The sequence below is a fragment of the Ruegeria sp. SCP11 genome, assembly GCF_040329455.1.
In the GTDB taxonomy this organism is placed as follows: Bacteria; Pseudomonadota; Alphaproteobacteria; order Rhodobacterales; family Rhodobacteraceae; genus Ruegeria; species Ruegeria atlantica_E.
This window is the reverse complement of the sequence record NZ_JBDZYG010000004.1, coordinates 36969-49644: the sequence shown is the minus strand read 5'-3', so window position 1 is coordinate 49644 and position 12676 is coordinate 36969. Positions and strand designations below refer to the sequence as shown.

At 57.7% G+C, this 12676-nt stretch carries 15 protein-coding genes; 9 read left to right on the top strand and 6 right to left on the bottom strand.

What is annotated here, in order from left to right; translation table 11 throughout:
- Positions 1-34 precede the first annotated feature (34 nt).
- Positions 35-949 carry a DMT family transporter gene (locus ABLN94_RS07435; RefSeq protein ID WP_352991075.1) on the top strand — a complete coding sequence of 305 codons (915 nt, stop codon included), beginning with the start codon at positions 35-37 and terminating at the stop codon, positions 947-949.
- Here ABLN94_RS07435 and ABLN94_RS07430 read toward each other — a convergent pair.
- Entirely contained in the window at positions 894-1601 is a 708-nt protein-coding gene (locus tag ABLN94_RS07430; RefSeq protein ID WP_352991072.1) for a thiamine diphosphokinase, read from the bottom strand. The two genes, ABLN94_RS07435 and ABLN94_RS07430, sit on opposite strands and share 56 nt — an antisense overlap.
- 123 nt (positions 1602-1724) lie before the next feature.
- On the opposite strand from ABLN94_RS07430, the gene ABLN94_RS07425 reads away from it, so the two are divergent.
- Together ABLN94_RS07425 and ABLN94_RS07420 are read left to right on the top strand one after the other, a co-directional pair.
- Positions 1725-3317 (top strand): hypothetical protein, encoded by a 1593-nt coding sequence (locus ABLN94_RS07425; RefSeq protein WP_352991070.1) that lies wholly within the window; start codon positions 1725-1727, stop codon positions 3315-3317.
- A 185-nt stretch (positions 3318-3502) separates the two neighbouring features.
- Positions 3503-4063 carry a GNAT family N-acetyltransferase gene (locus tag ABLN94_RS07420; protein WP_352991068.1) on the top strand — a complete coding sequence of 187 codons (561 nt, stop codon included), beginning with the start codon at positions 3503-3505 and terminating at the stop codon, positions 4061-4063.
- 316 nt (positions 4064-4379) lie between these two features.
- On the opposite strand, the gene ABLN94_RS07415 is transcribed toward ABLN94_RS07420, so the two are convergent.
- From ABLN94_RS07415 to nthA, 5 genes are all read right to left on the bottom strand, one after another.
- Positions 4380-4622, bottom strand: coding sequence for a DUF2842 domain-containing protein (locus ABLN94_RS07415; RefSeq protein WP_170486906.1), 243 nt, complete (start codon positions 4620-4622; stop codon positions 4380-4382).
- Entirely contained in the window at positions 4622-5917 is a 1296-nt protein-coding gene (locus ABLN94_RS07410) for an adenylosuccinate synthase (protein WP_352991065.1), read from the bottom strand. Before ABLN94_RS07410 ends, ABLN94_RS07415 begins: the two co-directional genes overlap by 1 nt.
- Positions 5918-6045: 128 nt before the next feature.
- Complete coding sequence (locus tag ABLN94_RS07405; RefSeq protein WP_352991062.1) at positions 6046-6384, bottom strand: nitrile hydratase accessory protein; 339 nt, start codon at positions 6382-6384, stop codon at positions 6046-6048.
- Entirely contained in the window at positions 6381-7058 is a 678-nt protein-coding gene (nthB, locus tag ABLN94_RS07400) for a nitrile hydratase subunit beta (protein ID WP_352991059.1), read from the bottom strand. Before nthB ends, ABLN94_RS07405 begins: the two co-directional genes overlap by 4 nt.
- Positions 7055-7669 carry a nitrile hydratase subunit alpha gene (nthA, locus tag ABLN94_RS07395; RefSeq protein ID WP_352991057.1) on the bottom strand — a complete coding sequence of 205 codons (615 nt, stop codon included), beginning with the start codon at positions 7667-7669 and terminating at the stop codon, positions 7055-7057. The genes nthB and nthA overlap by 4 nt, the downstream gene beginning before the upstream one ends.
- Positions 7670-7819: 150 nt before the next feature.
- On the opposite strand from nthA, the gene secG reads away from it, so the two are divergent.
- The 6 genes from secG (at position 7820) to ABLN94_RS07365 (ending at position 12585) form a co-directional block, all read left to right on the top strand.
- Positions 7820-8185 carry a preprotein translocase subunit SecG gene (secG, locus tag ABLN94_RS07390; RefSeq protein WP_170487687.1) on the top strand — a complete coding sequence of 122 codons (366 nt, stop codon included), beginning with the start codon at positions 7820-7822 and terminating at the stop codon, positions 8183-8185.
- A 159-nt stretch (positions 8186-8344) separates the two neighbouring features.
- Entirely contained in the window at positions 8345-9988 is a 1644-nt protein-coding gene (locus ABLN94_RS07385) for a CTP synthase (RefSeq protein WP_170486896.1), read from the top strand.
- A 103-nt stretch (positions 9989-10091) separates the two neighbouring features.
- Positions 10092-10865 (top strand): isocitrate lyase/PEP mutase family protein, encoded by a 774-nt coding sequence (locus tag ABLN94_RS07380; RefSeq protein WP_352991054.1) that lies wholly within the window; start codon positions 10092-10094, stop codon positions 10863-10865.
- Between the two features lie 90 nt (positions 10866-10955).
- Positions 10956-11405 carry a TerB family tellurite resistance protein gene (locus ABLN94_RS07375; RefSeq protein WP_170486892.1) on the top strand — a complete coding sequence of 150 codons (450 nt, stop codon included), beginning with the start codon at positions 10956-10958 and terminating at the stop codon, positions 11403-11405.
- A gap of 20 nt (positions 11406-11425) precedes the next feature.
- On the top strand, positions 11426-11863 hold the full coding sequence (locus ABLN94_RS07370) for a TerB family tellurite resistance protein (protein WP_170486890.1): 438 nt from the start codon (positions 11426-11428) through the stop codon (positions 11861-11863).
- Positions 11860-12585: a phosphate/phosphite/phosphonate ABC transporter substrate-binding protein gene (locus ABLN94_RS07365; protein ID WP_417750508.1), complete on the top strand. Its 726-nt coding sequence runs from the start codon at positions 11860-11862 to the stop codon at positions 12583-12585. The genes ABLN94_RS07370 and ABLN94_RS07365 overlap by 4 nt, the downstream gene beginning before the upstream one ends.
- Positions 12586-12676: the final 91 nt, after the last annotated feature.

Sequence of the window (12676 nt, the reverse complement as noted above, 5' to 3'; positions counted from 1 at the left end):
TTCATCGGGCAACAATCCCCGTAGCGTCGCGGGTATGACACAGGATCGCCCGGTCTTTGGCATCGCCCTTATGCTCGGCTTTTGTATCATCGCGCCGATGGGCGACGCGGTGGCGAAGCTGTTGAGCGAAACCACTCCAATTGGCATGCTTGTCTTTGTCCGCTTTGCCGTTCAGGCGCTGGTGCTGATCCCGCTGGCCCTGCTGACAGGCCGAACACTGCGCATGCGTGGCCGCATTCTACGGCTTACCTTCATTCGCACGGTTCTGCATATCCTCGCACTCTCGGCCATGTTCAGTTCACTGCTTTTCCTGCCGCTGGCCGATGCGATCGCCATCATCTTTGTAATGCCGTTCATCATGTTGATTCTGGGCAAATACGTCTTGGGAGAAACCGTCGGCCCGCGCCGCCTGATTGCCTGCGCCGTTGGCTTTGTCGGTACATTGCTGGTCATCCAGCCCAGCTTTGTACAGGTGGGCGCTGCGGCCCTGTTGCCACTTGTAGTAGCGCTGCTTTTTTCTCTGTTCATGCTGGTGACCCGCCAGATCGCCAAGGAGACCGACCCAATCGCCTTGCAAGCCGTTTCGGGCCTGATGGCCACCATCTTTTTGATACCAGTCCTGTTGGCTGGATCAATCGGTGGCACCTGGGCCGTGACGCTGATCATACCGCACCCGGACATTTACCTATTGCTGGTGGCCATCGGGTTGCTGGGCACCGTGGCGCATCTGTTGATGACATGGTCGCTGCGCTTCGCACCCTCGGCAACGCTGGCGCCGATGCAGTATCTGGAAATTCCGATGGCCACCCTATTCGGTTGGCTCATCTTTCATGATCTTCCCAACGGAATTGCAGCTATCGGGATTGCGATCACCATTGCTGCGGGCCTTTATGTCATTCTGCATGAGCGGGCCAGCGCCCGGTCTTCTCCGACAGAAACGCCTGCATAACCTGCTCCAACGCCGCGCGCGGCACCATCACCAATAGGCCCGGCCCATCCACCGACAACTCTACGTCTGCCAATGCGCGATTGGAGGTCCCGACGCGTCCATTCGATTCTAGTACCAGGTTATCGATCGGCCACTCCAACCCTCGACTTTTGCCGGTCACTCGCTCGAATGGAAACAATGAGACTACATCACCGGGCGTCAGGCTAAGCGTGATTCTGGGGGGCGCGAGGAACACGACCTCTCGCTCTCCCAGCAGCAGGCAGGGACGATCTCGCAACCGCACCAGTGTATTGAGCACCGCCAGCTGGTGATCCAACCTCCCCCCCAAAAAACCAACCCCCAGCACCAAGGGGGCCTCTACGCTGCGCAGCGCCTTGTCGAAGTCCGTGCTGTCTTGTTCGCGGATCGGGAACAATCGCTCTTCCGGGATTTGATCGCGATAGCTGCTGCCCAGCGAATCAAAATCTCCTATCACCGCATCCGGCATATGCCCCATGTCCATTAGTGGCACCGCTCCACCATCTGCGGCCACAACCAAATTGACGCGAATCAGCACCAGCTTTAGATCGTCAGGCCCGACCTGACCGCCGCCGACCAACGCAATTGGTCTCTCAGATCGCACAATTGCTGTACTTTTTTGAGGATTGATCATTTTTTCCCGGTTTTGGTCACATTGAGACCACAAAATGGTAAGTTGATGCAGAGAGTTCCGAGCCACAGGTGTGTCTGTCGCAGTGTTGAGTGGCTCTCGTAGTTTGTAGAGGACGTGCGTCTGATGGTACAGAATAACAAGGTATTGACCGTTTCTTACGGAACCTTCTCATGCACTTTAGAAGGATTTGACGACTCCTTTGAGACGATGAAAGCGATTGCCGAGTACTTTCGGGACCTCGCTGCCGATGATCGCTACTTTGGTTCTGAGCCTCCGCAACCCGATACAGAAATGCTAACACGGATCGCTCAGCGGGACGCTTCGCGCAGAGTTGAGGCCAGCCAGAACGAGGCTGGATTGCTGATCCGCGCCACTGAAAATGCCGCAGCGCCATCACAACCCGCCGCCAGCGCATCGGACCTGAACACCATCAATACACCTCCCCCCTCGCCCCCCACGCAACCGTTTTTTCCAGAGGCTGAAACCGTCGAAGATGCCCCGGCGCCTGCTGCTGACAGCATAGCGGCCAAGCTGCAACGCATCCGGGCTGTTGTCTCTCATTCCGAGGAAAACTCGGTCATTTATACAGAAGACGAAGACACGGCCCTGATGAAAAGTGCCACTCCTTCCGATGCGGTCGCTGCAGCTTTTGCCGCCGGCTCGTTGGATCCTGCGGATTTGAATGACACCGCGGAGCCCAACGCACATGTTGAAACACCCGCCGAAGCTGAGGAAGCAGCAGAGCCCGAGGCGGAGTTTATCGCTGAAACCGAAGAGGTAGAACTTTCAGAATTTGAAAGCGAACCAGAAGCTCTGGAAACAGAAGCGGAACCCGAAGATCAGTTCGAGGAAGACAATGCCCTGCCGGACACTTGGTTCACTGATCTCGAAGAAGAGGAAGAAGTGGCCAACATCCTCAGCGACGCCGCTGACGATGAAATCGATACCGAGACCGAAGAAGGCGTCCTGACCGAGGATGACGAGATTAACCTGCTGGACGAGATTTCCAGCGTGGAATCCATTCTGGCAAGCCGTGCAGCCCAGGCGGACACTGAAAATCTTGAAATGGATCAAGATGTTTCACGCCTAATGGATAAAGCTGGCGAGCATTTGAATGACCCGAACACCAGCAACCAACGCGAAGCGTACACACATCTGCGTGCTGCCGTTGCTGCGACCGAAGCCGAACGCAGTGACAAGGGGACCGTGAAGAAAGACGGTGATGAGCATGGCTATCGCGGTGATCTGTCCTCGGTTGTCAGCCCCCGCCGCCCTGAAGTAGAAGTTACCACTGCGCGCCCCAGAAGCGAGGCCTCCGCGCCGCTTAAACTAGTGGCAGAACAACGTATCGACAATCAAGACGCTGACGCGGGACCGATCTCTCCACGCCGAGTTACGAGCGAGTCCGATGACGAAACGCCTGAGGAAGGTGGCTTTGCCCAGTTCGCCGAAGAACAAGGTGCGCAATCCCTGTCGGACTTGTTGGAGGCCGCCGCTGCGTATCTTTCTTTCATCGAGGGCCAAGAACAGTTCTCGCGGCCTCAGTTGATGAACAAGATTCGCTCGCTCAAGCAGGACGATTTCAATCGAGAGGAAAGCCTGCGTTCATTTGGTCAGCTTTTGCGGGACGGAAAGATTGAAAAGGCAGGTGGAGGACGTTTCTCAGCCTCGACCCAAATCGGCTTCCGCCCTGACGACGAGCGAGCTGCAGGTTAACAGCCACGTCAATCAATACACGATGGGCCAGAGGTTTCTCTGGCCCATTTTTCTTGCAAAGACGAATTGAATTTCGCCATTTAAGCGCATTTGCACGGCGCAAAGCTGTGCTGCAACGCAGAAACGTGGTACAACACGACGCAAGATGACACCTTTACAAGAGCTGTTCAAACAAGGGTCGCGCCATGTATGAACTTCCAATTCGACGTCTCAGAATTTACGACAAACCAAAAATAATAAGTCACTTCAACAGCCTGGACAGCGAAGCTCTGACATCTCGGTTCGGAGCTTCGATCAGTACCGCATGCATTCAAAGCTATCTTTCTGGTATATTCGACAATGCGGCGCTGGTGTTTGGGGCCTTTCCGGATTCCTGCCTGCGCGGTGTGGGTGAACTGCGCATTTTGCCAGACAACAGAGCCCATGTGGCCGAGGCCGCATTTACCGTCGAAACCGAATGGCAAGACCGCGGTATCGGAGATGCCCTGCTGTCTCGGATCATCACTGCGGCCCGCAATCGCGGCATTCGAGAAGTTCACATGCTCTGCCTTGCGACCAACCAGAAAATGCGGCGCCTCGCGGCCAAGCATGACGCTGAACTAAGTTTGCTTACCGGCCAGGTCGAGGCAACTTTGACCGCGCCTTGGCCCACCCCGCTCAGCATTGCCGAAGAGATTTCCGGAGAATACCACGCCATGGCCCGCGCTATCCTAAGCTGGCCTTCAATGAACCAACGGACGGGCTAATTTTAGAACGCAAAATCCAGCGCCCTTTGCGCGCTTCTCCGGCAATCAGGAACAGACCGTCCAGAATGTTGAAGATGGATTCATTACCGTCGACCGGAGGGTTTGGCCCGATATCACGCGAGGTTCGGAACTCAGAACCCTAGAGATATGGGACCACCGTATAGTCCCGGTCATTGGCCTGCGCAGAAACAGCTGACGCCAGCACCAGCAACGCGCCAAAACACGTTTTCTTCATCACTGCCTCCGCCTCTTCGCCAGGATAAACCCTACTCCTGACTAGGTTGGCATGCAGATCAGAGCCCGGCAACGCCAGCGACTATTCCGAGTTTTGATCCGGGTCTTCTTTGCCAACCCCTTTGAATACAAACTTGAATGGCAATGCCCACACAATACCCAGCCCGACGTAGACCAGCAGTTCCAGCCAGATTGGCGGACGGTCGAGCCAGTTCACCACCGTCACAACCGCCACGATATAAATCGGCAACCCGATCAGCAGCAGCACCAGCGACCAGCGCCGCCGGGCTTTGTAACTGAGGCCGGGCTTCTCTTCGCTGCTCATCAGTCAGCAAACGGGTCGGTCACCAGAATGGTGTCATCCCGCTCCGGGCTAGTGGACAGAAGTGCTACGGGGCACTCGATCAGCTCTTCAACGCGGCGCACGTATTTGATCGCGTTTGCAGGCAGGTCCGCCCAGCTGCGCGCTCCTTCCGTAGATTCGCTCCAACCGGGCATTTCTTCGTAGATCGGCGTGCAGCGGGCCTGCTGATCGGTCGCAGTGGGCAGATAATCCAGACGCTCACCATCCAGTTCGTAGCCCACGCAAATTTTCAGCGTCTCGAACCCGTCCAGAACGTCCAGTTTGGTCAGTGAGATGCCGTTCACGCCGCTGGTTGCACAGGTCTGGCGAACCAAGCAGGCGTCGAACCAGCCACAGCGGCGCTTGCGTCCGGTGGTGGTGCCGAATTCGTGTCCACGTTCACCTAGGCGCTGGCCATCAGCGTCGTCCAACTCAGTTGGGAACGGGCCTTCGCCCACGCGGGTGGTATAGGCTTTGACGATGCCCAACACGAAATCAATCGACCCTGGGCCGATGCCGACACCAGTCGCCGCCTGACCGGCGATCACGTTGGACGAGGTCACAAATGGGTAGGTTCCGAAATCAATATCCAGTAGCGCGCCTTGTGCCCCTTCAAACAGGATGCGCTTACCGGCTTTGCGCTTTTCGTTCAGCACCTTCCAGACAGGTGCGGCGAAGGGCAAGATTTCCGATGCGATCTCTTTCAGCTGCGCAATCAGCGCGTCGCGATCAACCGGCTCAATTCCCAGACCTTTGCGCAGCGGGTCATGGTGCTGCAACGCGCGGTCCACACGGGCCTCCAGCGTCGCTTCATCTGCCAGATCTGCAACGCGGACAGAGCGACGACCAACTTTGTCTTCGTAAGCCGGACCGATGCCGCGACCGGTGGTTCCGATCTTGGTGCCCTTGCTGGCGGCTTCCTCGCGCGCGCGATCCAGTTCACCGTGGATCGGCAGGATCAGAGGTGTATTCTCGGCAATCATCAGTGTTTCGGGCGAGATATCGACACCCTGCGCCCGGATGGTTCCGATTTCCTTGATCAGGTGCCAGGGGTCCAGAACGACACCGTTGCCGATGACACTCAGCTTGCCGCCGCGCACAACACCCGAAGGCAGCGCATGCAGTTTGTAGATTTCGCCGTCAATGACCAGTGTATGGCCGGCGTTATGCCCGCCCTGAAAACGCGCGATCACATCTGCCCGCTCGCTGAGCCAGTCGACGATCTTGCCTTTTCCTTCGTCACCCCACTGGGCGCCGACAACAACCACATTGGCCATATCCGGTCCTTTTGCGCTGAATTATCAAACTCGGCTCGTATAACGAGGACAAAGCGGCAGGGAAACCGGTAATTCGCCGCAGTTGGGAGCTGCGCAGCTCAGGCTGCTTCAGACATGAGCGGCGTTCTCTACCCGGTCTCGGCCAAATGTACCGGATGTCCGTGAGGCGTCGTCAGATAAGCGTCTTCCCAAGCCTGCCTGATGCTTTCGACATCCCCCGGCAACGCTGCGCCCTGCTCGGCCAAAAACTGCTCTAGGGTTTCAAGCCATGCAAGGAAGTAGTCGTCGCCGCCGTCCAAGTCTCGGTTCAGCCCATTGTGTTTCAAGGTCTGCGAAAAGCGGGCGGCCCAATCAGGCCAGTCGAATCGCCCTGCTTCGTTCAAGGCCACGGTCATGGCAAAGACGTGTGCGTGCCAAGGTTCGGCAAACACAGGTTCAGGCGCGGTGTGAGTGGCGCAGGTGGTCATAACGGCTCCAGATAACTTTGCCACAGATCCAAGACCACCTCGTCCTGCGGGTGTTCCGAGTCAGCCCAAAGTTCCGATGCGGCGAAGACCACTGCGTAGAGTGGCTCCGGCGCCTCGCCCAAACCATGAGCATTAGAGTCCGGCAGCACATGGGTGCCATGCAGCCGCAAAATCCGTCCTTTTGCTCCGGCCGCGTAGATCGGAAGGCGCGTATGGCCGCCATCTACCAGTCGATTTGCTGCCGGATGTAGCGTGCGGACGCTTTGACCAACCTCAAACAATACCGGTTCGTTTGATGGACGGTCAGCAGGCCCACCTTTCGCCAGCGCAGCTGAAACACTTTCGGCCTTTAATACTCGTGACGCGAGTGGATGCGGATCGTTCGCACCTTGGCCAGAAAAGTCCTCGGCGGTCAGTACGCCTTTTTCAACAAGCAGGTCGGCAAGGCCAGAAATCCACTTCTCGTAATAGGAAAAACGCGCGTAATCCTTTGGTGAAAGTTTTTCCCGTGCGTGGCGTGAGACGTCGATGTTCCATTGCCCCAGAAACCCTGCGGCCAACGTGACAGCAAGGGCTCGCCCATGCCAATCTTCGGCAAACACCGGAGCCTCTTCGCCCTCGGGCGTAACCCGACCGTCACCGAACCGCCCACCCATATCGTGCACACGAGTCATGACGGCACCTTGGGAAGACCAGTGCCGATCATACTGTCGCGCGTCACAAGGGCGGCCAGATCATCTTCACTCATCCCTTCGGTACCTTCAGGGCGCATGGGCAGGACGAGGTAGCGGATTTCGGCCGTCGAATCCCACACCCGCACGCTTGTATCGGGTGGCAATGTCACTCCGAACTCTGTCAGAACTTTGCGCGGCTCTCGCACGGCGCGGGCGCGGTAGGCGTCTGATTTATACCAACCCGGCGGAATGCCGAGCAGAGGCCACGGGTAACAGCTGCACAAGGTGCAAACGACCATATTGTGCTGCTCGGGCGTATTTTCCACGACCACCATATGCTCACCCTGGCGGCCATAATACCCAAGGTCAGCCATGACCGCGGTCGCGTCCTGAAGAAGCGTCTGCTTGAACTCGGGATCCGTCCAAGCCTTGGCCACGACCCGTGCGCCGTTCTGAGGACCGATCTTGTTCTGATAGGTGTCGATGATTTCGTCCAACGCAGCGGGGTCGATCAACCCTTTTTGCGTCAGAATCGTTTCCAGAGCCTTCACGCGAAGAGCTGGTTCCGGGGGCAAAAGGGCATGCGGGTGGTCGTGATCAACATGTGGCATATGTCGCAGCCTGCTTCACTGTCAGCACCCTGTCCAGTCTCGTTCGTGTGATACGGATAATCACCGGTCGCGATGGCAACTCATCCCTTGCCCCCGATGGCAAACTTGCATAAGTACCACGCGATACACGCCACGCTGTACAGGACCACCATGGAAAACGTCGTTCTCATCATCCATCTTCTTCTGGCTCTGGGCCTGATCGCCGTTGTTCTGATGCAACGGTCCGAAGGCGGTGGCCTAGGTATGGGCGGTGGCGGCGGTGGCGCCATGACGGGCCGCGCGGCGGCAACTGCATTAGGTAAAGTTACCTGGATTCTGGCAGCCTGCTTCATCGTCACATCGATCACGTTGACCATTCTGGCAGCTCAGAAGTCCTCGGGCAGCTCGGTGATCGATCGCTTGGGCGTTCCAGCCCCGGCACCAACTGAAGAAAGCACTCCGGAAGTTCCGGCGGCCAACGACCTTCTGCCTCCGGCACAGGGCGACAACGCGCCGCTGATTCCACAGGCCGACTGATCCACAAAACCTAGAAACTCGGAGGAGAACTGCAACAGCATCTTGCGGTTCTCTTGCGCTATTGGCGCGAATCCTTTATATGTGAAGTCCCGTGATGCAGCGGTTTTTCGGAGCCGCCGGGCAGCTGATAATGACGTCTCACGGGAGCAGCCGAAAAACATGGCGCGTTTTATTTTCATCACTGGTGGTGTGGTTTCGTCCTTGGGCAAGGGACTGGCTTCGGCGGCTCTGGGCGCGCTGTTGCAGGCTCGGGGATACTCGGTTCGTTTGCGCAAGCTGGACCCGTACCTGAACGTCGATCCGGGCACGATGTCGCCGTTTGAACATGGGGAAGTGTTCGTGACCGATGACGGGGCCGAGACGGATCTGGACTTGGGTCACTATGAGCGTTTTACCGGTGTGGCCGCCCGCAAAACCGACTCGGTCAGCTCGGGGCGGATTTACTCGAACGTGCTCGAAAAAGAGCGTCGCGGCGATTATCTCGGCAAGACCATTCAGGTGATCCCGCACGTCACCAACGAGATCAAGGATTTCATCGCAATCGGTGAGGATGAGGTCGATTTCATGCTGTGTGAGATCGGCGGCACCGTTGGCGACATTGAAGGCCTCCCCTTCTTCGAAGCCATCCGCCAGTTCAGCCAGGACAAACCGCGCGGTCAATGCCTGTTTATGCACCTGACGCTGCTGCCGTACATCAAGGCGTCCGGCGAATTGAAAACCAAGCCGACCCAGCACTCGGTGAAAGAACTGCGCTCGATCGGTCTGGCCCCCGACATTCTGGTCTGCCGCTCCGAAGGTCCGATCCCGACCAAGGAACGCGAAAAACTTGCACTGTTCTGTAACGTCCGCCCCGATAGCGTGATTGCGGCGCAGGACCTGTCCACAATCTATGACGCTCCGCTGGCCTATCACAAAGAAGGTCTGGACCAGGCCGTTTTGGACGCGTTCCAGATCAGCCCGGCGCCCAAGCCCGATCTTGCCAAGTGGGAAGACGTCAGTGATCGCATCCACAACGCCGAAGGTGAAGTGAAGGTCGCCATCGTCGGCAAATACACTCAGTTGGAAGACGCCTATAAGTCGATCGCCGAGGCCTTGACTCATGGCGGCATGGCCAATCGGGTCAAAGTCAAGGTCGAGTGGGTCGATGCCGAGGTGTTCGACACTGAAGATGCAGCCCCCCATTTGGAAGGCTTCCACGCGATCCTCGTCCCCGGCGGTTTTGGTGAGCGTGGCACCGAAGGCAAGATCAAGGCCGCGCAATATGCGCGCGAACACAAAGTGCCCTATCTGGGCATCTGTCTGGGCATGCAGATGGCGGTGATCGAAGCTGCCCGTAATGCGGCAGGAATTGCCGAAGCAGGTTCCGAGGAATTCGACCACGAAGCCGGGAAAAAGCGTTTTGAACCTGTGGTTTACCACCTCAAGGAGTGGGTGCAGGGTAACCACAAGGTCGAACGCAAAGTGGGCGATGACAAAGGCGGCACCATGCGTCTGGGCGCATACGACGCTGTACTGGCCGAAGGCTCTAAAGTAGCCGAAGTCTATGGCGGCACCAATATCGAGGAACGTCACCGCCACCGGTACGAAGTGGACATCAAGTATCGGGATAAGCTGGAAAAAGCTGGCCTGAACTTCTCGGGCATGTCGCCGGATGGACGTCTGCCTGAAATCGTCGAATGGTCGGACCACCCGTGGTTCATCGGTGTGCAATACCACCCCGAGCTCAAATCCAAACCGTTTGATCCACACCCTCTGTTCCGCGATTTCGTTCGCGCCGCGAAGGACAGCTCGCGTCTGGTCTGATCGCGAACCAGTCACCGCATTGTGACGGCGGGCGTAAAAAAACCTATACGCGCCCGCCATTTCCACGGTTAACTGTCCTAAACCCAGCGACAGGAGACCGGCTATGACCAATCAGATCACCCAAGCGGAAGATTTCGCTGCCCTGCACAAAAAGGGTGAACCGGTCATCCTCTACAACATCTGGGATGCGGGCAGCGCCAAGGCTGTTAGCGATGCGGGGGCGAAGGCGATCGCAACCGGCAGTGCTCCGGTCGCTATGGCCCAAGGGTATGCGGACGGCCAGAACATCCCCATGGACGCGGCATTGGACAACGCTCGCCGGATTGTCGCGGCTGTTGAAATTCCGGTGACGCTGGACTTCGAAGGGGCCTATGCCGAGGACGTTCTCGGCGTTGCCGCCAATGTTCAACGCGCGCTGGAAACCGGAGTTATCGGATTCAATTTCGAAGATCAGATCGTCGGCACCAGTGACCTCTATGACATTGAAACTCAGGAAGCGCGTGTCCGGGCCATGCGTGAGGGCTGCGATGCGGCCGGTATCCCCGCCTTTATCAATGCTCGAACGGACATCTTTCTGAAAGCCAAACCAGACACGCATGACGATGCAATGCTGGATGAGGCCATCGCTCGCGCCAAGGCCTATGCCGACGCAGGGGCAAGTGGATTCTTCGCTCCGGGGCTGAAGGATGAGGGCATGATCGCCCGGCTATGCGATTCGACCGTCTTGCCGGTCAATATCATTGCCCTGCCCGGCACACCCGGTACAGCCTCGCTGGCCAAGCTGGGTGTAGCCCGGATCAGCTATGGCCCTGTACCATACCGGAAAATGCTGGGTTGGCTGACGGAACAGGCACAACAAGCGCTCCAAGAAGGCTGATTCAACCTGCACCGGCAATCTTGTGAGCATCATGCCTATGACGGGTAGTCTGCGCTTGGCGGGCTACAAAATATGGAATAACCTGACGGCATGTTGAAAAAGCTCTTTCAGGCCTTTCGCCCGCCGCAACACGACAATCTGCCCGATCCGGATGCCGAACTGGCCCTGGGTGCGCTGATGGTGCGTGTGGCGCAGGCAGATCGCGACTATAAGCTTGAAGAAATCAGGCTGATAGACCGGATTCTAGCGCGGCTCTATCAGCACAACGCGATCGAAGCCGCCAAAGTTCGCGCCACTTGCGAAAAGTTGCATGCCGCCGCCCCCGATACCGATACGTTCGGCAAGCTGATCCGCGAAACCACCGACCTGCAAGAACGTCTCGCCGCGATGGACGCTCTGTGGGAGGTCGTTCTGGCCGATGGCAATTCGGACGAGGGCGAGATGAACATCGTGGAAGAGGCACGCATTGCCATGGGTCTCAGCTACAACGACAGCCAGACCGCCCGCGAGCGGGTGCAAAGGCGCTTGGAAGAGCGTTAAGCCGCATCTATATCTAAGCCATGTTTAGTGATTTTCTCTCCCGGCTGACACAGCCAGCCCCCGACCCGCTTGCCGAAGATGATGCCCGCTTGGCCCTGACGGCCTTGCTGGTGCGTATCGCCCGGTCCGACAATGACTATGCCGATACTGAAATGGCGCGAATCGACAAGATTTCGGCCGAACGCTATGGCCTGTCTCCGTTCGAGGCTGCGGCCCTGCGCGCCCGGGCCGAGGATCTGGAAGCCGAAGCTCCGGATACCGTCCGTTTTACCCGCGCGATCAAAGAGGCCATTGCCTATGACGACCGGCTTGCGGTGGTACAGGCGATGTGGTCGGTCGCTCTGGCCGACGGGCAACGGACGGGTGAAGAAGATTCCTTGCTGCGGCTGGTGGTCAGCCTGCTGGGCGTCAGCGACGTCGATTCCGCATTGGCCCGTCAGAAGGCTGCCAAATCGTGATTGCGATGCTGGGCATGTATGACATGCCCGCGCTACAGCACGCGAATGATCGTTTTTGGACGTTGATTCGTGAGCACTTGGGTTACGGCCCCGATCACTTGACACGAGATGCTGACTTCTGGGAGGTCTGGCTGAACCCGAACCTGACCTTCGCCCAGACTTGTGGCATGCCCTACCGGACACACCTACACGACAAAGTGCAACTGGTCGGCACACCGGATTACGGGTTGGAGGGCTGCCCACCCGGCTACTACCGCTCAATCTTTGTCGCTCGCAAGAATGACTCTCGCAATCTGGACCAGCTTTCATCCGGCACATTTGCGTTTAATGAGGCTCTGTCACAATCCGGCTGGGCCGCGCCAATGGTCCATCTGGACGCACGCGGCCAACGCCCCAATGCCATGCTTGAAACCGGCGGCCATGCGCTTTCTGCGGATGCGGTGGCCAACGGTCGGGCCGACTTTGCTGCGCTGGACGCACTTTCTTGGTCATTGCTCCAGTCGCATTCCGATTTTGGCACGACCTTACGCGTAGTTGAGGCAACGTCTCCGACACCTGCACTGCCCTATATCACTGCTAAAGGCCAGGACGCGGGCGCTATTGCCCACGCCATTCGGGCCGCGATCCATGATCTGGAATCGAACGACCGCGATTTGCTGCACTTGCGGGGCTTGATCGACATTCCTGAAGAGGACTATCTCTCTGTCCCCAACCCCGCTTGAAATTGGGCCGACAGCTCAATCGCTAACCAAATTGGCCAATACGTATGGTCAATTTGACGGTTTCAGCACCCGATCATGTCAATTGCGCATT